This is a genomic window from Streptomyces sp. NPDC048643, from assembly GCF_040650615.1.
Lineage (GTDB): Bacteria > Actinomycetota > Actinomycetes > Streptomycetales > Streptomycetaceae > Streptomyces.
Genome location: NZ_JBEZHO010000003.1, coordinates 51,409 through 73,158, shown reverse-complemented (window position 1 = coordinate 73,158; position 21,750 = coordinate 51,409). Strand labels below are relative to the sequence as shown.

21 protein-coding genes and 1 tRNA gene are annotated in these 21,750 nt (G+C 70.3%); 6 read left to right on the top strand and 16 right to left on the bottom strand.

All coding sequences use genetic code 11. The features are described from left to right. Window positions 1–120: 120 nt before the first annotated feature. Window positions 121–194, bottom strand: a tRNA-Met gene (locus AB0C62_RS04090). Between the two features lie 43 nt (window positions 195–237). Beyond that, window positions 238–3,213: a UPF0182 family protein gene (locus AB0C62_RS04085; RefSeq protein WP_362969711.1), complete on the bottom strand. Its 2,976-nt coding sequence runs from the start codon at window positions 3,211–3,213 to the stop codon at window positions 238–240. A 164-nt stretch (window positions 3,214–3,377) separates the two neighbouring features. Here AB0C62_RS04085 and AB0C62_RS04080 point away from each other — a divergent pair, with 164 nt between their 5' ends. Further along, window positions 3,378–3,920 (top strand): PPA1309 family protein, encoded by a 543-nt coding sequence (locus AB0C62_RS04080; protein WP_081219314.1) that lies wholly within the window; start codon window positions 3,378–3,380, stop codon window positions 3,918–3,920. 118 nt (window positions 3,921–4,038) lie between these two features. Here the strand turns inward: AB0C62_RS04080 and AB0C62_RS04075 are convergent, their stop codons facing one another. The 4 genes from AB0C62_RS04075 to AB0C62_RS04060 form a co-directional block, all read right to left on the bottom strand. Then, on the bottom strand, window positions 4,039–5,136 hold the full coding sequence (locus AB0C62_RS04075; RefSeq protein WP_362969518.1) for a PDZ domain-containing protein: 1,098 nt from the start codon (window positions 5,134–5,136) through the stop codon (window positions 4,039–4,041). 111 nt (window positions 5,137–5,247) lie between these two features. Continuing rightward, entirely contained in the window at window positions 5,248–5,433 is a 186-nt protein-coding gene (locus AB0C62_RS04070; RefSeq protein WP_164371942.1) for a hypothetical protein, read from the bottom strand. A gap of 128 nt (window positions 5,434–5,561) precedes the next feature. Then, entirely contained in the window at window positions 5,562–6,023 is a 462-nt protein-coding gene (locus tag AB0C62_RS04065; RefSeq protein ID WP_362969517.1) for a molybdenum cofactor biosynthesis protein MoaE, read from the bottom strand. 198 nt (window positions 6,024–6,221) lie between these two features. After that, window positions 6,222–7,337: an SDR family oxidoreductase gene (locus AB0C62_RS04060; RefSeq protein ID WP_362969516.1), complete on the bottom strand. Its 1,116-nt coding sequence runs from the start codon at window positions 7,335–7,337 to the stop codon at window positions 6,222–6,224. Between the two features lie 191 nt (window positions 7,338–7,528). Here AB0C62_RS04060 and AB0C62_RS04055 point away from each other — a divergent pair, with 191 nt between their 5' ends. Then, entirely contained in the window at window positions 7,529–8,998 is a 1,470-nt protein-coding gene (locus tag AB0C62_RS04055) for a zinc-dependent metalloprotease (protein ID WP_362969515.1), read from the top strand. Continuing rightward, window positions 8,995–9,516 (top strand): NUDIX hydrolase, encoded by a 522-nt coding sequence (locus AB0C62_RS04050; protein ID WP_362969514.1) that lies wholly within the window; start codon window positions 8,995–8,997, stop codon window positions 9,514–9,516. Before AB0C62_RS04055 ends, AB0C62_RS04050 begins: the two co-directional genes overlap by 4 nt. 153 nt (window positions 9,517–9,669) lie before the next feature. Here AB0C62_RS04050 and AB0C62_RS04045 read toward each other — a convergent pair whose 3' ends face one another. From AB0C62_RS04045 to AB0C62_RS04030, 4 genes are all read right to left on the bottom strand, one after another. After that, entirely contained in the window at window positions 9,670–10,425 is a 756-nt protein-coding gene (locus AB0C62_RS04045; protein ID WP_362969513.1) for an AIM24 family protein, read from the bottom strand. A 16-nt stretch (window positions 10,426–10,441) separates the two neighbouring features. After that, window positions 10,442–11,122, bottom strand: coding sequence for an AIM24 family protein (locus AB0C62_RS04040; RefSeq protein WP_358815641.1), 681 nt, complete (start codon window positions 11,120–11,122; stop codon window positions 10,442–10,444). 11 nt (window positions 11,123–11,133) lie between these two features. After that, window positions 11,134–12,819, bottom strand: coding sequence for a TerD family protein (locus AB0C62_RS04035; RefSeq protein ID WP_362969512.1), 1,686 nt, complete (start codon window positions 12,817–12,819; stop codon window positions 11,134–11,136). A gap of 147 nt (window positions 12,820–12,966) precedes the next feature. Continuing rightward, window positions 12,967–13,563 carry a M48 family metallopeptidase gene (locus tag AB0C62_RS04030; protein WP_362969511.1) on the bottom strand — a complete coding sequence of 199 codons (597 nt, stop codon included), beginning with the start codon at window positions 13,561–13,563 and terminating at the stop codon, window positions 12,967–12,969. Between the two features lie 216 nt (window positions 13,564–13,779). Here AB0C62_RS04030 and AB0C62_RS04025 point away from each other — a divergent pair, with 216 nt between their 5' ends. Continuing rightward, complete coding sequence (locus AB0C62_RS04025; protein ID WP_362969510.1) at window positions 13,780–14,970, top strand: TOMM precursor leader peptide-binding protein; 1,191 nt, start codon at window positions 13,780–13,782, stop codon at window positions 14,968–14,970. Next, window positions 14,963–16,369 (top strand): AarF/UbiB family protein, encoded by a 1,407-nt coding sequence (locus tag AB0C62_RS04020; RefSeq protein ID WP_362969509.1) that lies wholly within the window; start codon window positions 14,963–14,965, stop codon window positions 16,367–16,369. Before AB0C62_RS04025 ends, AB0C62_RS04020 begins: the two co-directional genes overlap by 8 nt. Before the next feature lie 10 nt (window positions 16,370–16,379). Here AB0C62_RS04020 and AB0C62_RS04015 read toward each other — a convergent pair whose 3' ends face one another. The 5 genes from AB0C62_RS04015 to AB0C62_RS03995 all read right to left on the bottom strand — a co-directional run bounded on the left by AB0C62_RS04015 (window position 16,380) and on the right by AB0C62_RS03995 (window position 20,286). After that, on the bottom strand, window positions 16,380–16,604 hold the full coding sequence (locus AB0C62_RS04015; protein ID WP_362969508.1) for a hypothetical protein: 225 nt from the start codon (window positions 16,602–16,604) through the stop codon (window positions 16,380–16,382). 133 nt (window positions 16,605–16,737) lie between these two features. Next, the gene (locus AB0C62_RS04010; protein WP_362969507.1) at window positions 16,738–17,061 is read right to left on the bottom strand and encodes a hypothetical protein; all 324 of its coding nucleotides are present in this window, start codon (window positions 17,059–17,061) and stop codon (window positions 16,738–16,740) included. Beyond that, on the bottom strand, window positions 17,058–17,426 hold the full coding sequence (locus AB0C62_RS04005; protein WP_081219299.1) for a WhiB family transcriptional regulator: 369 nt from the start codon (window positions 17,424–17,426) through the stop codon (window positions 17,058–17,060). Before AB0C62_RS04005 ends, AB0C62_RS04010 begins: the two co-directional genes overlap by 4 nt. A 170-nt stretch (window positions 17,427–17,596) precedes the next feature. Continuing rightward, the gene (locus AB0C62_RS04000) at window positions 17,597–17,926 is read right to left on the bottom strand and encodes a hypothetical protein (protein ID WP_362969506.1); all 330 of its coding nucleotides are present in this window, start codon (window positions 17,924–17,926) and stop codon (window positions 17,597–17,599) included. 164 nt (window positions 17,927–18,090) lie between these two features. Next, window positions 18,091–20,286: an ATP-dependent DNA helicase UvrD2 gene (locus AB0C62_RS03995; RefSeq protein WP_362969505.1), complete on the bottom strand. Its 2,196-nt coding sequence runs from the start codon at window positions 20,284–20,286 to the stop codon at window positions 18,091–18,093. A gap of 227 nt (window positions 20,287–20,513) precedes the next feature. On the opposite strand from AB0C62_RS03995, the gene AB0C62_RS03990 reads away from it, so the two are divergent. Then, window positions 20,514–20,756 carry a mycoredoxin gene (locus AB0C62_RS03990; RefSeq protein WP_351128896.1) on the top strand — a complete coding sequence of 81 codons (243 nt, stop codon included), beginning with the start codon at window positions 20,514–20,516 and terminating at the stop codon, window positions 20,754–20,756. A gap of 6 nt (window positions 20,757–20,762) precedes the next feature. Here the strand turns inward: AB0C62_RS03990 and nudC are convergent, their stop codons facing one another. Further along, complete coding sequence (gene nudC, locus AB0C62_RS03985; RefSeq protein WP_179165302.1) at window positions 20,763–21,710, bottom strand: NAD(+) diphosphatase; 948 nt, start codon at window positions 21,708–21,710, stop codon at window positions 20,763–20,765. Window positions 21,711–21,750 lie beyond the last annotated feature (40 nt).

The following is a 21,750-nucleotide window of genomic DNA, read 5'->3' as shown; positions in this document are numbered from 1 at the left end:
ACTCCCCACGTATGGCGCAGCACTTCCTGGGAGTCGCCAGGTCACCGGGTGCGCCTCGGCGTGGCGTCACACACGCCGAAGGCCCGGATCCATGAACTGGATCCGGGCCTTCGACTTCAGTAGCGGGGACAGGATTTGAACCTGCGACCTCTGGGTTATGAGCCCAGCGAGCTACCGAGCTGCTCCACCCCGCGCCGTTGTTCTGCAACCGTATCACGGCGCGGGGTGGGCTTCTGATCAGCTGCTTCCGGAGCCCTTGTCGCTGCTCGGAGTGCTACTGGGGCTGCCGCTCGGACTGCTCTTCTTGTCGCCGCTCTTGTCCGTGCTCTTGTCGGCGCCGGAGCCGCCACTGCCGGCCTTGTCCGCCTTGTTCTGCGCGTCCTCGGCCTTCTTCAGCGCGTCCTGCAGATCCTTCTGCGCCTCTCCGTACGCCTGCCAGTCGCCCTTCTTGAGGGCTTCCTGGCCCTGGTCGAAGGCCTTCTGGGCGTCCTCCAGAGCCGCCTGCACCGTCGGGTTGCTCGACGTCGGCGGTTTCGTGGTGTTCTCGTCCGGTGGTGGCTGGGTCGAACTCTCGGCCCCGAAGACCTTGTTGAGCGCCTGGTCCAGCGTGCTCTCGAAGGCCGTGCTGCCTCCGTAGGTGACCAACACCTTGCGCAGCAGCGGGTACTTGAGGTCGCCACCGCGGACGTACACGGGTTCCACGTAGAGGAGTCCGCCGTCGAGGGGCACCGTCAGGAGGTTGCCGTACTCCACCTTGGAATCGCCGCGTTCGAGAAGGCTGATGGACTCGGCGATGGACGGTTCGGAGTTGAACTGGCTCTGCACCCGTTTCGGCCCGTCGACGGTTTTGCCCGTCGGCAGTTTCAGGATGCTGATCTTGCCGTAGTCCGGTGTGCCCGCCTCGGCGTCGACGGACATGAACGCGGCGAGGTTGTCCCGGCCGTTCGGTGTCATCGTCGTCGTGAGCGAGAACGCCTGTGACGTCTCCCCCGGCAGTTTCATGCTGAGGTAGTACGGCGGCACGGCGCTGCCCGAGTTGTTGCTCGGGTCGTCCGGGACCTGCCACACCTCGCTGCCGCTGAGGAACGTCTGCGCGTCCTTCACGTGGTAGCGGGTGAGCAGTTCACGCTGGACCTTGAACAGGTCCTGCGGGTACCGCAGATGGGCCATCAGGTCGGGCGAGATCGAGTCCTTCGCCTTCACCGTGTTCGGGAACGCCTTCATCCAGGTCTTCAGGACCGGGTCCTTGGTGTCCCACTGGTAGAGCTTGACCTCGCCGGTGTACGCGTCGACGGTCGCCTTCACCGAGTTGCGGATGTAGTTGACCTGGTTCTGCTGGGCCACCACCGCCCGCTGGTTGTTGGCCGCCGTCAGCGAGTCCGCCGTGGTGTCGCCGAGGGTGGTGCGGGAGGCGTACGGATAGCCGTTGGTCGTGGTGTACGCGTCGACGATCCACTGGATCTTGTGGTTGACGACGGCCGGGTAGGCGTCGCCGTCGATGGTGAGCCAGGGGGCCACCGCCTCGACGCGCTCCTTGGGCGTGCGGTTGTAGAGGATCCGGGAACCCTCGCCGATCGCGCCCGAGTAGAGGATCTGCGGCTCGCCGAACGCCACCGCGTACGCGGCGCGGTTGACCGGGCTGGAGAGGCTGATGCCGCTCTTGCCCTTGTAGCTGGTGGTCTTCTCACCGCTGTCGTCGGAGTAGTCGATCTCCTTCTGGGGACCGCCGACGATCGAGTACTGGGTGGTCTTCTCGCCGTAGTAGATCTGCTGCTGGTACTCGCCGAGGTCACCCCTCGACGGCAGGTTGTACTCGGTGAAGACCGGCCGGCCCTCGCTGTCGGCCGTGGTGCCCTTGGCCGCGACGACGCCGTATCCGTGGGTGTAACGGAAGTGGTCGTTGATCCAGTTGCTCTTCGGGATGCCCGCGAGGTTCAGCTCACGGAGACCGATGACGGTGTCCTGGTCCTTGCCGTCCTTGCTGTACCGGTCGACGTCCAGGTTCGACGGGAAGCCGTAGTAGTTCCGCACCTGCTGGAGCTGCTGGAACGTGGGCGACACGACGTTCGGGTCCATGAGCCGGATGCTCGCCGCCGTGTCGGCGTCGTCCCGGAGCTTGGCCTTGTCCTTGGTGTCGCTCGACCCCGGGTAGTCCTTCACGTCGGTGCCGTCGATCCCGTACGCCTCGCGGGTCGCCTTGAGGTTCTTCTCGACGTACGGCGCTTCCTTGGCCTGCTCGTTCGGCTGGACCTGGAACTTCTGCACGATCGCCGGGTACAGCCCGCCGATGAGGATCGCCGACAGCACCATCAGGCCGAAGCCGATGACGGGCAGCTGCCAGGTGCGCCGCCACAGGGTGGCGAAGAAGAGCAGCGCGCAGATGACGGCGATGCAGAACAGGATCGTCTTGGCCGGCAGATAGGCGTTCGCGTCGACGTACCGCAGGCCCGTCCAGTTGCCCGTCGCCTTGAAGTCACTGGACTTCACCGCGAGGCCGTACCGGTCGAGCCAGTAGGCGACCGCCTTCAGGGCCACGAAGATGCCGAGGAGCACCGAGAGATGCCCGGTCGCCGCGGCCGTGGCACGCGCGCCCGGGCTGGTGACCCGCAGGCCGCCGTAGAGGTAGTGCGTGAGCGCGGCGGCGATCAGGGAGAGCACGGCCGCGGCGAAGCCGAAGCCGAGCAGGAACCGGTACCAGGGCAGGTCGAAGGCGTAGAACGAGACGTCGAGGTGGAACTGGGGGTCCTTCTGGTGGAAGGGCACTCCGTTCACCCACATCAGCCACGTGCGCCACTGGCCCGAGGCGGACGCGCCGGCGATCAGTCCCACCACGGAGACGATGCCCACCAGCAGCCACCGCTTGTAGGGCGCGATGCCCATGCGGTAGCGGTCGAGGCTCTGTTGCTCCATGGACATGGCGCTCAGCGGCGGACGCAGCCGGTGCGCCAGCCAGATGTTGAAGCCGACCGCGGCCGCCATGAGCAGGCCGAAGACGAAGAAGAGCCCGATCTTGGTCCACAGGGTGGTGGTGAAGACCGACGAGTAGTGAACCGATCTGTACCAGAGCCAGTCCGTCCAGAACCCCGCGAACATGACGAAGGCCATGGCCAGAACGGCCAGGACGCCCAGTGTCATGAGCAGGGTCCGGACACGCCGGGACGGCCGGCCCACTCTCATCCGTGGCCCCGTCGGGCCTCCGCCGCGGTCCGGCATCTGGAAAGCCAAGGTGCGCACCTCGAAGTCGCTGTTGATCCGTCAGGCCCCCCGACTTGGAGAGCCGTCCGTAAGGCTCCGTGATCGAGGAGCCTCATCTATGCAACTTACTCACGCTTTACTCGGTTCCCGTTTCCGGGTACGAACGAGGCAGGATTGTGACCATGTCCAACACTCCCATGGCAGCGAGCCCCCTCACCCGGGCCGTACTCGAGATCGACGAGTACGCATCCGGCCTCGGCTGGGACCAGCCCGCCCGCCTCTTCGCCCTCGTAGACACCGCACGCCTGCGGACCCAGGAACCCGGCCTCGCCCGCCAGCTCGGCCTGGAGGACGAGCAGGCGACCACCGGTCTGACCCCCGTCGAGCAGGACGAGATCCCTGCCGGCAAGCCGCTCGACGAGTTCCTCGGCACCATCGCCTGGCCCGACGCCGTGGTGGGCTGCGCGCTCACCGTGGAGCGGCTGATGCTGCCGCCGTCCGCCGAGGCGTCCGTCCCGGAAGGCCTCAGCGGCAAGAAGCTCACCCAGTGGGTCGCCGCGCACCCGGACCGCCAGGAGGTCCGGATGACGGTCGGCGTGCTGCGTGACGGAACCCGCGACTCCGCCCTGCGGCTGCGGGAGAAGGACGCGTCGACGGAGGTCCTCACGGGCGCGGGCCTGGTGCCCGGCCTCGCGGACGCGCTGTCCGCGACCTTCGCCGACTGAGACGTTCGCGCGGACCGGTCCGCGTGGTGACGACGTGAGAGGGGGCGCCCCGGAGTTCCGGGGCGCCCCCTCTCACGTCACGCGCGCGGGCGGCGCCGTTCGGCCTCCGCGGTGTCCGTCAGCCCTTGGTGGTGCACTTCGGCAGGTCGGAGGTCCGGCCCGCGCTGATGTCCTTGAGGGCGTTCATCGCGTCGTCGATGGTGTTGACCTTGACGAGCGTGAGCCCGCTCGGGGTGTCCTTGGCCGCGGCGGCGCAGTTGTCCTTCGGCGTCAGGAAGTACTGGGCGCCCTTGTCGCGCGCGCCGACGGTCTTCATCTCGATGCCGCCGATGGGGCCGACCTTGCCGTTGTCCTCGATGGTGCCGGTGCCGGCCACGAACTTGCCGCCGGTGAGGTTCCCCGGGGTGAGCTTGTCCACGATGCCGAGCGCGAACATCAGGCCGGCGCTCGGGCCGCCGACGTCGGCGAGCTTGATGTCGATGGTGAAGGGGTACGTGTGGTCGGTCCCGGCCGAGATCCCGACGATGGCACGGTCGCTGCCCTTGTCGTCGGACGTGGTCGTGGTGATCGTCACGTTCTTGGTCGCGGTCGCCGTCGTGTGCTCCTTCTCGGCGGCGGCCTGCTCCTTGGCGGGCACGATCGTGAACACGACCTTGTCACCGGGCTTGTGCTTGGTGACCAGCTTCGCGACGTCGTCGGGCGCCTTCACCACGGTGCCGTCGACGGACTTGATGACGTCACCGGCGTGCAGTCGGCCCTCGGCCGGGGAACCCTTGAGGACGGTGGAGACGATCACCCAGGACTTCACCGGGATGTCCAGCTCGTTGAGGGCGGCCACCTTGGCGCTCTCCTGGGACTGGCTGAACTCCTCGGCGTTCTCCTGCGTCGACTGCTCTTCGGTCTTGCCGTCCGGGTAGAGCGTGTCGTGCGGCACGACCTTGTTGTCGTGGGCCAGCCAGCCGTAGACGGCCTCGACGAGGTTCATGTTGTAGTCGGCGCTCGTCACCCGGACCGTGGTCATGTTCAGGTGACCGGTCGTCGGGTACGTCTTGCGCCCTGAGATCTGCAGCACCGGCTCACCGTCGTGGTCGCCCAGCGTGTTCACCGTGGGACCCGGCGACATCTCCGCGTAGGGCACTTTGATGAACACTCCCGCGCACAGGAGCGCGATCAGGATCAGAGTGGAGGCGAGCATCGTCGCGGTGCGGCGTGGCATGGAACGACAGTACGGGACAGTCCTGTCAGCGCACCGTCGGGGCCGTCCGTACGGGGGTGCCGCCGGGGTCCGTTCGCCGGGCCGGCCCGCAGCCCTGGCGGGGCGGTGGTCTCAGAGCACGTCGGAGGGTGACTTCTCCTCGACGTCCGACCGCTCCATGGCCTCACGGAAGCGCGTGTATCCAGCGAGCTCGACGCCGTCTCCCGCGGCCTTGCGATTCCGGCCGGCCCAACTGCCCCAGACACCGGCACCGATCGCGGCCATAAGCGGAATCAGCAACCAGGCAAGCGCCGCCATGTCGACCTCCCAACCCCATGAGCGACCGCAACTGACTGATCAGCAGATTAACCATCCGCAGGGTTAACGCTCACGGCAGGGCCCCGGTTACGCAACCGGAGGATCGGTCATGCGACCGGAGGTAAGGATCAGCAGGCGCCGACCCACTCCTGCGAACCGTCGGAGAACGTCTGGTGCTTCCAGATCGGCACCTCGTGCTTGAGGTCGTCGATGAGCTTGCGGCACGCCTCGAACGCCTCGCTCCGGTGCGGACACGCCACGGCGACGACGACCGCGAGGTCCCCGACCCGCAGATCGCCCACCCGGTGGACGGCGGCCAGCGCCCGCACCGGATAGTCGGCGACGACCTTCTCGGCGACCCGCCGCATCTCCGCCTCGGCACTGGGGTGGCCGGAGTACCCCAGGGCGTCCACGTCGGCGCCCCCGTCGTGGTCGCGCACCGTTCCCACGAAGAGCGCCGTCCCGCCGGCGGCGTCGTCCCCGACGGCACGGAAGACCTCGTCCAGGGAGAGCGGCTCGTCGCGGATCGCCAGCAGCCGGATCGGATCCTGCGCGCCCTGCTCACCGGGGTGGTCATAGGTAGGTGCCATGACTCCATCGTGCCGCACCCCGCCGACAGGGCGGAATAGACCTTTCACCCGGCACGCACGCGTGCCGGATTGGAGCCTCCTACAGACCGGACCCACCGGGCGATCACCGTGCAGGCCACCCGCACGGTGCCCGCAGGCCTCCCTGAGGAGGCCCGGGCCCTCCCGGAGGGGGGTCAGGGGGCCGCGACACGCCCGGGCTCAGATCCGGCGTCGTGCCTTTCGCGCCCGGCGGACGACAGCCGCCGCACCGAGCAGCGCCACCGTCGCGCCCGCGGCGCCCGCCGCCGTGGCGTCCTTGCGGCCCAGTCGGCGCCCGGCCACGGTGTGTCGCCCGGCGACCTCCTCGAGCAGTTCGGCGAGGACCTCCTCGTTGGTCCACCGGGGCCGCCACCCGGCGTCGTGCAGCCGGCTCCCGCTCACCACCCAGGGGTACATCGTGTAGGCCAGGTCGCCCGCGGGCGAAGGGGTGAGCCCGATCCGGTGGAGCCGGGCGGCGGCGCCCAGCGCGACCGCGGACGGCAGCTCCATCCGCCGGATCCCGCTCAGCTCCTCCACCTCCTCCTGCTCCAGCCAGCCGTCGCACCCGACGGCCAGCTCGCCCTCCACCTTCTCGACGACCGCGTACTCCAGGGCACTGCACAGGTCCTCGATGTGGCAGAACTGCCAGGCGGGCCGCGAGCCCGCCACGACCAGCAGTCGCGGCGATTCGAAGTACCTGGTCAGCGCGGTGTCGGTGCCACCGCCGACCAGCACTCCGGGCCGTACGACCGTCACGTTCAGTCCGGGGTGCGCCCGGGGCGCGCGACGGGCGAGCCGCTCGATCTCCAGGAGGTCGCCGACGCCCGTGGCCTCGGCGGTCGCCCGCAGTTCGGCGTCCTCGGCGAGCGGCAGTTCGTTGTCGGGCAGCGCCCCGTAGACCATCGCCGACGTGCACAGGACGACGCGGTGGACACCGGCCGCCGCGGCGGCGGTGAGCACGGTCTGCGTCCCCCGGACGTTGTAGGCCGTCCGGGCCGCCGCGTCCGTCTCGAGGTCGAGGTCGAGGGCCAGGTGCACCACGACGTCGGCGCCGCGCAGCTTCTCGGCGATCGCCGGGTCCCGGACGTCCAGGATGTGCCACTGCGCGTCGGCGCACTCACCGCGGCGCTCGTCGATGGCGACGACCTGCTTGATCTCCTCGCTGGCGGCCAGCTGCTCGGTGAGCATGGCGCCCACACCCGCAGCGGCGCCGGTGACCGCGACGACGGGGCCGCGTGCGGCCGGGCTGGTTGAGCGGTTTCGCGCTGCGCGAACCTGTGGATCTGGGGAACTCACCGGGCGTCTCCAGCGGTTGTCTTCAGTAATGGACGCGCGTGACGCGCCCCTACCAGGTGGCATCCATCCTGCCGCAGGCGACGAGTCGGCGAAGCACCGAGGCCCGATCGGGTTCAGGTGTCTACGCTGGGTGGTGTTGTGGGCAGCCGCCGTCGGAACGAACCCGGCGGCCTTACCAGCCGAGGAATCCCGTGAGTGACACCCCATTCGGATTCGGCCTTCCGCCGGAGGAGCCGGAGAACGGCGACGAGGGCAAGAAGAAGGACCAGCAGGGCGGCGGTGGCCAGGGACCTTTCGGTTTCGGGCCCGGAGCCGGTGGTCCCGGAGCCGACAATCCCCTCGCAGCCATGTTCGGCTCGATGAACCCCAATGATCTCGGCGCCGCGTTCCAGCAGCTGGGTCAGATGCTCTCGTACGAGGGCGGTCCGGTGAATTGGGACATGGCCAAGCAGATCGCCCGTCAGACGGTCTCCCAGGGCACTTCTGACGGCACCAAGGACGCGAGCGTCGGCCCCGCCGAGCGGCTCGCCGTCGAGGAGGCGGTGCGTCTGGCCGACCTGTGGCTCGACGACGCGACGTCGCTGCCGTCCGGCGCCGGCTCCGCGCTGGCCTGGAGCCGCGCGGAGTGGGTCGAGGCGACCCTTCCCGTGTGGAAGGAGCTGGTCGATCCGGTCGCCGAGCGTGTCGGCGCGGCCATGGGCGACGTCCTGCCCGAGGAGATGCAGGCCATGGCGGGCCCGCTCATCGGCATGATGCGCTCCATGGGCGGCGCCATGTTCGGTACGCAGATCGGGCAGGCCGTGGGTGTCCTGGCGGGCGAGGTCGTCGGCTCCACCGACATCGGCCTGCCGCTCGGCCCGGTCGGCAAGGCCGCGCTGCTCCCGCTGAACATCGCCTCCTTCGGCAAGGACCTGAGCGTCCCCCAGGAGGAGGTGCGGCTCTATCTCGCGCTGCGCGAGGCCGCCCACCAGCGTCTCTTCGCGCACGTGCCGTGGCTGCGCTCGCACCTGTTCGGCGCCGTCGAGGGCTACGCGCGCGGGATCAAGGTCGACACCGCGAAGCTGGAGGACGTGGTCGGCCAGTTCGACCCGCAGAACCCGGAGGAGCTGCAGCAGGCGCTCCAGCAGGGCATGTTCCAGCCGGAGGACACGCCGGAGCAGAAGGCCGCGCTGGCCCGCCTGGAGACGGCGCTCGCGCTGGTCGAGGGCTGGGTCGACGCGGTCGTGCACGCGGCCGCCAAGCCGCGCCTGTCGTCGGCCGACGCGCTGCGTGAGACGCTGCGCCGCCGCCGCGCCACGGGCGGTCCCGCCGAGCAGACGTTCGCCACGCTGATCGGCCTGGAGCTGCGTCCGCGCCGGCTGCGGGACGCGTCGCGCCTGTGGGCCTCGCTCACCGACGCGCGCGGTGTGGACGGCCGGGACGGCCTGTGGGCCCACCCGGACATGCTGCCCACGGCGTCCGACCTGGACGACCCGGACGGCTTCGTGCACCGCGAGCACATGGACTTCTCCGAGCTCGACAAGATGCTCGGCGAGGCCGCGAGCGGCTCGGCCGGCAAGCCGGACCTGACGAAGGGCACCTCCTCGGAGGCCGCCGACGCCGAGGACGACGGCTCCAAGGGCGACGACAAGGGCGAGCCAAAGGGCGACGGCACCGAGTGAGCCTGCACGACGACGCGGTCCTCGTGCTGAAGAGCCACGAGGGCCAGGAAGAACTGCGCCAGGTCTACCTGGACCATCTGTCCGAACACCCGGACGGCACGTGGAAGTCGTGTCACGCCGGGCACATCACGGCGAGTGCCCTGGTGGTCGACCCCGAGCGGGGCCGCGTTCTGCTGACGCTGCACCGCAAGCTCCGCATGTGGCTGCAGATGGGCGGCCACTGCGAGCCGGGCGACGCGACGCTGGCCGCCGCCGCCCTGCGCGAGGCGACCGAGGAGTCGGGCATCCGGGGGCTGACCCTGGCGCCCGGCGGCCCCGTGACGCTGGACCGGCACGCCATCCCGGCTCCGTGCCACTGGCATCTGGACGTGCAGTACGTCGCCCTCGCGCCGTCCGACGCGGTCGCGGCCATCAGCGACGAGTCCCTCGACCTGCGCTGGTTCGCGTACGACGAGGTCTCCGAAGTGGCCGACGCGTCGGTCGTACGGCTTGTGGAGGCGGCCCGCGCCCGGCTGTGAACCCGCGTCTCGACGGGGCCGACCGGGCGACCGGTAGGCGCCGCGGGGGTGAGGGACGTCGACGAACGGCGTAAGGGGCGACCACCCAGGTGGTCGCCCCTTACGCCGTTCGTCTCGTTCCGTGCCGCTGCTCCGAACCGGACCGTCGTGCGGTCAGCTCCAGGCGTTGCCCTGGTTCTGCGCGTGGACACCCTGCTGGCCCATGCCGTACTGGGCGCGCAGCCCCTGGCCGACCGCCGCGTTCTGCGGCGGCAGCAGCTCGCTGGGCTGGACCAGCGCGTAACCGTTGCCCATGAAGCTGAGCTCCCAGCCCTCACCGGTGTTGCCGCGGCGCCGCCACACGCCGGAGGAGTGGGTCTGGGCCTGCATCTGGACGCGCAGGCTCGTGGACCACGCGACGATCGCGTCGGCGTCGCAGTTCACGTACCGGTCCGGGGTGACCTGCATCATCAGGGGCATCCCGGAGGTCATCAGCGCGACCTTGCCGCGCCCCGTGATGTTGAGCTGGTACTTCCCGGAGCCGGAGATGCCGTACTGACTGTCCACGGCGATGACCTCGTGGTGGAGCGCGGAGTCCATCGCGAGGACGTAGCTGCTGTCGACGGTGAGGCCGTCCTGGTCCACGTCGACGACGTGCACGTGCTGGGCGAGGTTGGCGAAGTAGACCGTGCCCTGCCCGTGGCAGCGCATCAGGTCGAGCCCCTCGCCGGTGTACGCACGCGCGCGGTGCTGGCCGCCTGTCTGGTACTCGGCGTCGAACTCGACGAGTCCCTGGTAGGCGACCATGGTGCCCTTGCGGGCGAGGATGTCGTCGTGCCCCTCCAGGACGACGCGGAGCATCTGCGAGTTCTGCAGGCTGTAGCGGTCCTGGGTCTGCTGGTCGTTGTAGCCGAAAATCGGGCTCTGCATGGTGTCCTGTTCCCCCTCAGCCCCGGACTCGGAGGCGGTCGGTGCTGTCCTCGCTGGGCTGCACGACGACGATGCCGGTACCGGAGAACGCCATCTGGTAGGCCTCGCCGCTGCCGCGGCCGATCAGCGACTGCGCCTTGAAGCTGCGCTTGCCCTTCACCTTGAGGTTCGGGGACCACGCGACGAGCGCGTCGGGGTCGACGTACGTCTCGTCCTCACCGCCGCCGCAGTCGACGACGATGGGCTTGCCCCGGGAGGTCAGCGCGACCCAGCCCTGGCCGGAGATCTTGGTGTTCCACAGACCCTGGCCGGCGAACTTGGCGAGACCCTTCACCCGCTCCACGCCCCAGGTGAGCTGCGTGTCGAAGGCGAGGAGGTTGGTGGCGTTGACGGAGATCGCGTCGCCGTTGAGGTTGATGACGACGACGTCCGCCCCGTAGTCGGCCAGGTAGAGCAGGCCGTCGCCGGAGCACTTCATGAGGGGCGCGCCCTCGCCGGTCATCCAGTCGCGCGCGATCTGGCGTACGGCGGGCGGGTTGGGCTCGTACTGGACGAACCCTTCGTAGGCGACCATCGAGCCCACGCGCGCGAAGAGGTCGCTTCCGCTCTGCATGGCGACCTTCAGCATGTGACTGCCGTGGTTCTCCATGCGCGCGGTGACGGGTGCAGGGGCGAAGCCCGCGAATGGCTGGTTCATGACGGGCTCCCTCAGACCTCGTACGGCTGGACGACGACGAAACTGCCGGGCGCGGCGCGGAACTGGAGGTTCACGCTCTCGCCGGTGTCGCCGGGGTAGGCGTTCCGGCGCATCCGCACCTGGCTGGACACGATCACCTGGGCGGCCGCGGACCACGCGACGACGGCGTTGCAGTCGGCGAACGTCGTGGGCGTCACCGGCAGGACGACGGGCGCGCCGTGCGTCTTGACGACGATGGTGCCGGTCCCCTGGAACTGCATCGTGAACAGCGCGCCGCCGGGAATGCCGTGCCCCTCGATGCGACGGACCTCGTACTGCAGGGACTCGTCGAAGGCCAGCACGTTCTCCGCGGAGACACAGATCGCGTCACCCTGGAGTTCGATCGGGTGCACATGGGTGGCGTTCTCGGCGAAGAACACCTGGCCCTGACCGGTGCAGCGCATCAGCTGCATCTCCTGGCCGGTCGCGTTGCCCACGAGCCGGCCGGCGAATCCGGCGCCCTTGTAACTGAAGTCGACCTTGCCCTGATACAGGACCATGCTGCCCTGGCGGGCCAGCACGGGCTGACCGCCGACGCCCAGGTCGACGCGGATGAGCTTCTTGTTCTGCGGAGTCCAGCGCTGACCGGTCGGCGTCTCCTTGAAGACGTTGAGCGCGGCGGCCACACCGGCTCCGGCCTGCGGAGATCCCTGGGGAACGCCGTAGGGGGAGGGCGCGCCGGGCTGCCCCGGGTGCGGTCCGGGCGCCTGGCCCGGGACCTGCCCGTACTGCGGCTGCTGGCCGTAGCCGGGCGGTGCCGACGGAGGCTGCTGACCGTAGCCGGGAGGCGCGGTCGGCGCCTGCTGCCCGTAGCCGGGAGGGGGCGGGGCCGTCTGGCCGGGCGGCTGCTGGCCGTAGCCCGGCGGCGGACCGGGCGGACCGGGCGGGCCGGGGGGCTGCGCGTACGGCGCGGGTCCCGGCGGCGGCACTGTGGCTCCGCCCGGCGGGGTGTGCAGCGGCGCCACGATGGTGGGCGCGCCGTGCACCGAGGAGGTGGGAGCCGGGGCCGGCGGAGTGGCACCGGGCGGCGGCGCGAACCCCTGGGCCGGAGCCGGTGCGGGGGCCCCGAAGGCCGGCGGTGCGAAGGACGGCGCGGCGCCGGACTGCGGCTGCTGCGCGGCGGGCTCCTCCTCGGCGACCTCGCCACCGAAGTTCTTCAGCAGCGCGTCGAGGCCGCCGTCGAAGCCCTGTCCCACGGCTGCGAACCGCCAGACGTCCTTCAGGTAGAGGTCGCCCAGCATCACGGCGCGCTCGGTGGAGAACTCGGCGCCGCTGAACGCGTACCGGGCCACCTCCTGGCCGCCCGCGACGATGCGCAGGTACCCGGGGGCGATCTGCGACATCTGTCCGGCGCCGTCGATGGTCGCCGTGAACGAGAGCTTCTGGATCTGCGCCGGGATCCGGTCGAGGGTGACACGGAAGGACTCGGTGTCACCCGACTGGGCACCGAGCAGCTGGATGGACTCCTCGGGGGACTTCGGCTGGTTGAAGAAGACGAAGTACCGGTCGTCGGACAGCTGCTCGTGGGCGTCGAGCCCGAAGCAACTGATGTCGAAGGTCAGCCCGGGGCCGGTGATCTGCACACCTACGTACAGATCGGTGCCCGCGGTGAGGTCAGTGATCTTGGCCTTGTGGCCGCGTTGGAATTCCCTGGCCATGCGTAACGACCGTCCCCCATCCCGAATACAAGTGCGTCGCGTCAGGCTAACGGCAAAATCTTGGACCGGACTCAGCCGGTACAGACCCGGTACACAATCGCTTCCGCTCCGGGGTGCCGTCCGGTCTCCGACGAAGGACGGACGGCCCTACTCGTCGCCCGCGGCCGGCATCCGGGGCAACCGGTCCGCCGCGACGACCCCTTCGAGATAGCCGCGGGCCCGCTCGGTGCGCGGATAGGCCTCCAGAAGACGCCAGAAGCGCGGCCCGTGACCGGGAACGAGCAGGTGGGCGAGCTCGTGCAGAAGGACGTAGTCGACGACGTACTCGGGCATGCCCTGGAGCCGGTGCGACAGTCGGATGCTGCCTTCGGAGGGGGTGCACGAGCCCCAGCGTGTGTTCTGGTTGGTGACCCAGCGGACCGACGAGGGCCGCGCCCGGCCCTCGAAGTACTGGGCCGACAGCCGCTCGGCGCGTTCGGACAGCTCGGCGTCGCCGAGTACCCGTTTGCTCTCCTGGGCGGCCAGCTTGTCGAGCATGACGGTCACCCAGCGTTGCTCCTCCGCCTCGGACATGCGGGCGGGGATGAGCACGACGGTGCGATCGCCCTCGCGGTACGCGGAAACCGTTCTGCGCCGTCGGGCGCTCCTGCGGACCTCGATCGCGCTCGCCCCCGAACCGCTCGGCGGCGGGCTCGTCGTGCTGCGCTGTGGTTTTGCGGCGCGGTGCAGTGGGTCGGCGGGCACGCCCCGACGTTACCCGCTGCACATGGGGGAAGTCCCGTCCCCGGGACGGTTCGATGCCGATCCGCACCCCCCGTGTTCGATTTGTACGACGAACGATGCCGCCTGTGGACAACTTTCGGCGGGGTCCGGACGGCCCGGGCATGCTGGCATCCGGTCCGCGCTGCGGGAGCACCCGGCGGACATTCGGGGACGTACTACGGTCTACGGGGGTAGGTCATGCATCCGATCGTGAAGCCCGCGCTGCGGCGCGCCTGGCGGGATCTCAACACGGTGCAGTTCGGCATGGCGCCGGCGCACGCGATGGTGCTGGGCCCGATGGACACGGCGACCGGCAGCTTCCTCGATCTGCTCGACGGCACCCGCGGGATGCCGCTGTTGCGCGAGCAGGGGCGCGAGATGGGCCTGCCGGACGGGCATGTCGACGGTCTGGTGGACCGGCTGGCCCGTTCGGGGCTGCTGGACGACGCGACCGGAGGCGGCCCGGCCGCGGACGCGCTGCGGGAGAAGAAGGAGGTCATGGAGCGGATGCGGCCCGATCTCGCCTCCCTCTCCCTCGTCGCTCCCGAACCGGGCGGGGCCGTCGCGCGCCTCGCGGCCCGTCGTGCCCTGCGCGTCCAGGTGCGCGGTGCCGGCCGGGTGGGCGTCGTCCTGGCCTCGCTGCTCGCGGGCGCCGGGGTGGGCGAGGTGGAGGTGCGTGACCTGGGCCGGGTCGAGCCGGGGGACGTCGCGCCGGGCGGCCTGCCCGTGGAGTCGATCGGCGAGCGCCGTCAGGACGCCGCCCGGCGGGCGGTGCGGCGGGCGGCCCCGGACAGCTCCCCCCGGGCCTCGTCCGGGGAGCGGGAGGGGGAGGCGACCCGCGGACTGTCCCTGGTGATCCTCGCTCCCCGGGACGCCCTTTCCGTGCACGCCCCCGATCCGGTGTCGGCCGAGCCCCTGATCACTTCGGGGACACCCCATCTGTACGTCGGGGTGGTCGAGGCGACCGGAGTCGTCGGCCCCCTGGTCCTGCCCGGGGACACCGGCTGTGCGGGCTGTCTGGACCAGGTGCGGACCGACCGGGATCCGACCTGGCCGCGCCTGGTGGCGCAGTGGCGCTCCGGGCGGCAGCGCCGGGTTCCCGCGTGCGATCTGGGCCTGGCAGCGGCGGTCGCCGGGCTCGCCGCGAGCCATGCGCTCGCCTTCCTGGACGGAGATGCGCCCTCCGCCGCCGGAGTGCGCTGGGAGGCGTCTCTCCCGGGCTGCGACTGGCATGCGAAGCCGGTTTGGGCCCATTCCGGCTGCCCCTGCGGAGCCGCTGAGAAAACAAATGGGGAGCGGGCCTCCGAGGACGAGGAGCCACACGCGACAATGGCAGGGCAACAGTCGCACGCGGCAGGGCTTGCTGGGACCTGGAGGGCGCATGTCTGATCTTCCCCGGAAGGCAGTGACCCGTACTGCCAAACTCGCCGCGCTGCCGCTCGGCTTCGCCGGGCGCGCGACCTGGGGACTCGGAAAGCGCATCGGCGGGGCGTCCGCGGAGCTGGTGGGCCGCGAGCTCCAGCAGCGCACGGCCGAGCAGCTCTTCAAGGTCCTCGGGGAGCTCAAGGGCGGCGCGATGAAGTTCGGGCAGGCGCTGTCCGTCTTCGAGTCGGCACTGCCGGAGGAGGTCGCGGGCCCGTACCGGGCGGCGCTGACGAAACTCCAGGAGGCGGCACCCCCGATGCCGACGCGCACGGTCCACTCCGTACTGGAGGAGCGGCTCGGCGCGGACTGGGACGAGCTGTTCCTGGAGTTCGAGGACAAGCCGTCCGCGGCGGCCTCGATCGGCCAGGTGCACCGGGCGGTGTGGCACGACGGGCGCGAGGTGGCCGTCAAGGTGCAGTACCCCGGAGCGGGGGACGCCCTGCTCTCCGATCTGACCCAGCTCAGCCGGTTCGCCCGGCTGCTCGGACCGCTGATCCCCGGCATGGACATCAAGCCGCTCATCACGGAGCTGCGCGACCGGGTCTCCGAGGAGCTCGACTACGGCCTGGAGGCGCAGGCCCAGGCGGCGCACGCGGAGGAGTTCGCGGACGATCCGGACGTGCTGGTGCCCGCGGTGGTCCACCAGTGCGACCAGGTTCTGGTGACCGAGTGGATCGACGGAGTGCCACTGTCGGAGGTGATCAACGACGGCACCGAGGAGCAGCGCGACCGCGCCGGCCAGTTGCTGGCCCGCTTCCTCTTCTCCGGTCCGGCCCGCACCGGACTGCTGCACGCCGACCCGCACCCGGGCAATTTCCGTCTGCTGCCGGACGAGGAGAGTGGCTGGCGCCTGGGCGTCCTGGACTTCGGCACGGTGGACCGGCTCCCCGGCGGCCTGCCGCAGACGATCGGCGACTCCCTCCGGATGACGCTGGACGGCGACGCCGAGGGGGTCTACGAACTGCTCCGCGAGGAAGGCTTCGTCAAGGAGTCGATAGACCTCGACCCGGACGCGGTCCTGGACTACCTCGTGCCGATCATCGAACCGGCGCAGGTGGACGCGTTCACCTTCACCCGGGGCTGGATGCGCAGCCAGGCCGCCCGGATCGCCGATCCTCGTTCTCCCGCGCACCAGTTGGGCCGGCAGCTGAACCTGCCGCCGTCGTACCTCCTGATACACCGCGTGACGCTCAGCACCATCGGCGTCCTGTGTCAGCTCGGCGCGACGGTCCGGCTGCGTGACGAACTGGAGGAGTGGCTGCCGGGATTCGTACTGGAGGAGGACGCGGAGGACGCGGAGCAGGCAGTGGACGCGGAGGACGACGAGGAACCGGACGAGGAGTTGCCGGCCGCCGAGGCCTGAGCCGGCGGGACTACCACCAGGCCGAGTCGAGACGGCCCTCGATCGCTCTGAGGTTGCTGCGCGAGCAGGTGTCGCAGAAGTAGTGGCGGGCGCCGTTCTCGACCGAGCAGGTCCACGTCGGCCGGGGGCCGTCGGCCCGGGTGCCGCAGCGGGCGCACACGATCTTCCGGTCACCGCCCGCGTCGGACCGCGGCGCCGAACCCGTGCTGTCACTGTCCCCGGGAAGACTCGTCACTCGGCGACGATATCCCCGCGGTCCGCGGATCGCCCCGCACAACGCACCGCGGGGGCCGGTCCGAACGGACCGGCCCCCGCGGGGATGTGGATGTGCCTGCAACTGCTGCGGCTGTCAGAGCGACCGGGGTCGACTACTGCATGACCGCCATGGCCAGCGCCCGGCGGGCACGCAGCGAAGCGCGCTCGGCCCGGCGCTGCATGCGGCGAGCGGTCGCCAGGCGCACGGCCCGGCGTTCCTGCTCAGCCTGGTGCAGTTGCTCGTGCATATGCGCACGAGCCAGGGCTTCTGGGATGAGTTGCATCTCTCGGGTCCTGTTCTGACGCGAGTCGTTCGCGCCGTGAGAAGTGAAGTCTGGGGTCGCGGAGCCGGCGGGCTCGCTCGCGGACGGCTTCATCGGGGCCTGTTTCTTGGGGTCGTTCGTCAGGGGGCGGTCGATCGTTCCTCGGATGTTCATGCCGCGACCGGGTTCTTGCGCGGGCGGCCACGCGGCCGCTTGCGGGCCACGACGACACCCTGGACGAAGAGCTCGCCACCCCAGACGCCCCAGGGCTCACGCCGCTCCTTGGCGCCGGCGAGGCAGGCCTCCATCAGCGGGCAGGTACGGCAGAGCGACTTGGCGTACTCGACATCGGCCGGGGACTCGGCGAAGAAGACCTCCGGGTCGTACGAACGGCAGGGGACGGGTACGCCGAGGTTCTCGATGGCGTCGTCGAGCGCGGTGAGCGCAGTGAGCGGGATCAAGGTGGAGTCCTCCGTGGAGCCGGGCGGGGGGATCGTTTCGGAAGGCGGTACGGACGGGGCGTGCGCTTCGAGTTGCACGGTTGGTTTTCCTCGTCTGGTCGTGCCGGCCGGGTCGGCCGGTTGGCGGCTGGTACCGGGTTCTCTTGTCCCGAGGCCCCTTCGCTCTGTCGTCCCCGGTCGGGGACAAACAGAAGGGCCGCGGATCCCGGGTGGGGTTCCGCGGCCCTGAAGGCGCCGGCCTGATCGAATCAGGCTGGATCACTCCAGGGTTCAGGCCCACGGAAGGCCCACATCGTGTGGTGCTGCTGCGTCTGCTTCAGGGATCCGGCACCGGCTGCCGCAAAGGCATAGGCATGCGCCTCTGCCACTACTGCCGCTTCCAGTGCCTGCGTCGGTCGCTCATTGCGCTCACGGATGGGAAGACCCGCGAGAGACACGGAGGACGCCGGACGGACGGCACGGATGCCGGACAGACCGGTGCCCAGGTTCGAGACGCCGAGCGAGCAGGTGGAGACGACGACGGTCGAGGGATCGGTCATTTTCACGGTCCTGATGAAGCTGGTGTTGATGCTGATCACTGGAATCGCCTCCTCTCGGCGTCTTGGGGGATCGGCGTGAGCCGACCCGACGGTTATTAAGTACAGCACGGAACCAGGGCCTCGGAGAAGGCCGCTGCTGCCGTGGTTAAGAACCTATGGGGATTGCTGGGGCATGCGCAAACTATTTTTTCGACGAGTTTGAATCAGTCACTCTCGTGCTCTTCTCCAACCTCGCGACCTGCGCAGATGGCCAGAACATCGGCCCCGAAGCGGTTGAGCTTGCGCACACCGACGCCGGGGATCCGGGCGAGCTCTCCCGCGTCGTCCGGCACCGTCTCGGCGATCGCCATCAGCGTCTTGTCCGTGAAGACGCAGAACGCCGGCTGCCCGCTGCGCTCCGCCTGCACCGCCCGCCACTCCCGCAGCCGCTCGTAGAGCCCCTCGTCCATGTCGGAGGGGCAGCCCTCGCAGCGCATCAGCTTCATCTCACCGGCGTCGGTGAGTGTCCGCCCGCAGACCCGGCAGCGCGCGGGGGTCCGGCTTCTGCGCCCCACGGCGGTGGCGACGCCACCACGGACGCCGCGCTCGATGCCTCCGGCCCCACCGCCGCCGCTCCGTCCTGCCGTGGCGACGGAGCCGGGACGCAGGCCGTCCAGGAACCGGCTGGGGCGTCGGCCCGCACGGCCGCCCGGTGAGCGGGCCAGCGCCCAGGAGACGAAGAGATACTCACGGGCCCGGGTGACGCCCACGTACAGGAGGCGGCGTTCCTCCTCGACCTGCTCGTCGGTCTTTGCATAGGTGATCGGCATCATGCCCTCGGCCACACCGACCAGGAACACCACGTCCCACTCCAGTCCCTTGGCGGAGTGGAGGGAGGCGAGGGTGACGCCCTGAACGGTCGGAGCGTGCTGGGCGTTCGCGCGTTCGTCGAGCTCGGCCACCAGATCGGCGAGGGTCGCGCCGGCCTTGGCGGTCGCGAAGTCCTGCGCGAGGTTCACCAGGGCGGCCAGCGACTCCCAGCGCTCCCTGACCGCGCCGGAGCCGGCCGGAGGCCTGGTCGTCCAGCCTTCGCCGGAGAGCACCGCCCGCACCTGCGAGGGCAGGTCGTCGGCGTCGTCGAGCAGTGCGTCGTTGCCGCCGAAGCGGGCCGCGGCGCGCAGGGCCGATCCCGCTTTGCGCACTTCGGGGCGGTCGAAGAAGCGCTCGGCGCCCCGCAACTGGTAGGGCACACCGGCGTCGGCGAGCGCCTGTTCGTAGGTCTCGGACTGGGAGTTCGTCCGGAACAGGATGGCGATCTCGGCGGCGGGGACGCCGGAGGCGATGAGGTCGCGGATCCGGCGCGCGGCGCCCTCGGCCTCGGCGGGCTCGTCCGTGTACTCGGCGTAGACGGGTTCGGCTCCGGCCGGTCGCTGGGAGATCAGTTCGAGGCGGTGCTCGGCGGCCCGGCCGTGGGCCTGGGAGAGCAGGCCGTTGGCGAGGTGGACGACCTGGGGCGAGGAGCGGTAGTCGCGGACCAGCTTGACGACGGTGGCACCGGGATGGCGGGTGCGGAAGTCGAGCAGGTGGTCAGGAGTTGCACCGGTGAACGAGTAGATCGTCTGGCTGGCGTCGCCGACCACGCAGAGGCTGTCCCGCTCGCCGAGCCACAGCTCCAGGAGCCGCTGCTGGAGCGGGCTGACGTCCTGGTACTCGTCGACGACGAAGTGCTGGTACTGGGAGCGGACCTGCTCGGCGATGTCGTGGCGGTCCTGCAGGACGGCGACCGTCAGCAGCAGGACGTCCTCGAAGTCGATGACGGCGCGGTCGCGCTTCAGGTCCTCGTACGCGGAGTAGATCTGGGCGATCTCGGCCGGGTCCCTGGGGGCTTCGCGGCCGGCCTTTGCGGCGGCCGCCGCATAGTCGGCGGGGATGGTCTGGGTGACCTTGGACCACTCGATCTCACCCGTGACGTCCCGCAGTTCTCCCCGGTCGAGGCGGATGCGGCAGGCGGCCGCCGCGTCCGCGACGAGCTGGATCTTGCGGTCCACGAGCCGGGGCAGGCTGCCGCCGACCGCCTTCGGCCAGAAGTACTGGAGCTGACGCAGCGCGGCGGAGTGGAAGGTCCGCGCCTGCACTCCCCCGGCGCCGAGCTGGCGCAGCCGTCCGCGCATCTCGCCGGCGGCTCGGTTGGTGAAGGTGACGGCGAGCACGCTGGAGGGCTGGAGGATCCCGGCGCGCACTCCATAGGCGATGCGATGGGTGATCGCCCGGGTCTTGCCCGTGCCGGCGCCGGCCAGGACGCACACCGGACCGTGCAGGGCGGTGGCCACCTCGCGCTGCTCGGGGTCGAGCCCGTCGAGCACCGCGTCGGCCGTGTCCGGAACCTGCGGGAAGAGGGTGGAGTGCGTTGCTGCTGTCACCCCGCCATGCTGCCAGGTCCGCAGAGACGGGTGAGCCGGTTGTCCACAGGGAGGCACCTGCAGTCGTACGAATGCGACAGGCATCACTGCGCGGGCCGGGTCAACCGGCGGCCGGGAGCCGGTACGTGGGTCGGGCGCGTGGATACCCCCGGCGGGAATGGCGGCCCGGCCGCTTGCGTTCCACTGGCAGCGAGCACGCACCCGAAGTCGTGAAGGAGCCGTTGGACATGCAGGGCACTGTGACGATGTACAGCACCACGTGGTGCGGTTACTGCCGTCGGCTGAAGGGCCAGATGGACCGCGAGGGCATCACGTACAACGAGATCAACATCGAGCAGGACCCGCAGTCCGCGGCGTTCGTGGAGAAGGCGAACGGCGGAAACCAGACGGTTCCCACCGTTCTCTTCCCGGACGGTTCGACGCTGACGAACCCTTCGCTGGCCCAGGTCAAGCAGAAGATCGGCGTCTGAGCGACGTCAGACGGCGTTCCCCCGCGTCGGCAGGGGCTTGCCGTACCAGAGCTCGATCAGGCGGGCCGCAATCGAGATTCCGTAGGGAGGCAGGACCTCTCCGGACTCGAAGGCGGCCCGCAGGTCTTCCCTGGAGAACCAACGGGCCTCTTCGATCTCCTCGCCGTCGACGTTGATCTCGAACGAGGTGGCGCGGGCGAGGAAGCCCAGCATGAGGCTGGAGGGGAAGGGCCAGGGCTGGCTGGCGACGTACTCGACGTCGCCGACCGTGATGCCCGCCTCCTCGAAGACCTCGCGGCGCACGGACTGCTCGATCGACTCACCCGGCTCGACGAAGCCCGCGAGTGTGGAGAAGCGGCCCTCGGGCCAGTGCACCTGGCGGCCGAGCAGGATGCGGTCCTCGTCGTCCGTGACGGCCATGATCACGGCCGGGTCGGTGCGCGGGTAGTGCTCGGCGCCGCAGGCGGGGCAGCGGCGGATGTGCCCGGCGGCGGCGATGACCGTGCGCTCGCCGCAGCGGGAGCAGAAGCGGTGCAGTCGCTGCCAGTTCTCCAGCGCGACGGCGTGCACCATCAGTCCCGCGTCACGCGGGGAGAGCAGGAGCCCCGCCTCGCGCAGCCCGGCAGGGCGGGCGGACTGGTCGATACGGCCGGGCAGCGCGTCCTTCTGGAGCGCGAAGTAGCTCACGCCGTCGTCGTCCGTGCCCAGGAAGTAACGGTGCGCCTCGGTGAGCGGGGCCTCGAAGGAGGGCGTCATCAGGAGTTCGGTGGTGCCGTCGGCCGTCTCGTCGATGAGCACCTGACCGCCGGAGACCACGAAGACGCGGGTCGTGGGGTGGCTCCAAGCCGCCGCGAGCCAGGCCTCGTCGAGCCGGTGGTGGGCGGCGCGGTCGATGCCGCTCGGCGCGGTGAGCGAGATGGGACGGTCGGCGCTGTGGTCGGTCCAGGTGGTCACGGGTGCTTCCAACTCCCCCGGTGGAACGGTTATTTCGGCG

Coding starts and splice junctions, on each gene's coding strand:
- AB0C62_RS04085 (WP_362969711.1), bottom strand. CDS start 3,213: ATGCCGGACCGCGGCGGAGGCCCGACGGGGCCACGGATGAGAGTGGGC.
- AB0C62_RS04080 (WP_081219314.1), top strand. CDS start 3,378: ATGTCCAACACTCCCATGGCAGCGAGCCCCCTCACCCGGGCCGTACTC.
- AB0C62_RS04075 (WP_362969518.1), bottom strand. CDS start 5,136: ATGCCACGCCGCACCGCGACGATGCTCGCCTCCACTCTGATCCTGATC.
- AB0C62_RS04070 (WP_164371942.1), bottom strand. CDS start 5,433: ATGGCGGCGCTTGCCTGGTTGCTGATTCCGCTTATGGCCGCGATCGGT.
- AB0C62_RS04065 (WP_362969517.1), bottom strand. CDS start 6,023: ATGGCACCTACCTATGACCACCCCGGTGAGCAGGGCGCGCAGGATCCG.
- AB0C62_RS04045 (WP_362969513.1), bottom strand. CDS start 10,425: ATGCAGAGCCCGATTTTCGGCTACAACGACCAGCAGACCCAGGACCGC.
- AB0C62_RS04040 (WP_358815641.1), bottom strand. CDS start 11,122: ATGAACCAGCCATTCGCGGGCTTCGCCCCTGCACCCGTCACCGCGCGC.
- AB0C62_RS04035 (WP_362969512.1), bottom strand. CDS start 12,819: ATGGCCAGGGAATTCCAACGCGGCCACAAGGCCAAGATCACTGACCTC.
- AB0C62_RS04025 (WP_362969510.1), top strand. CDS start 13,780: ATGCATCCGATCGTGAAGCCCGCGCTGCGGCGCGCCTGGCGGGATCTC.
- AB0C62_RS04020 (WP_362969509.1), top strand. CDS start 14,963: ATGTCTGATCTTCCCCGGAAGGCAGTGACCCGTACTGCCAAACTCGCC.
- AB0C62_RS04010 (WP_362969507.1), bottom strand. CDS start 17,061: ATGAACATCCGAGGAACGATCGACCGCCCCCTGACGAACGACCCCAAG.
- AB0C62_RS03990 (WP_351128896.1), top strand. CDS start 20,514: ATGCAGGGCACTGTGACGATGTACAGCACCACGTGGTGCGGTTACTGC.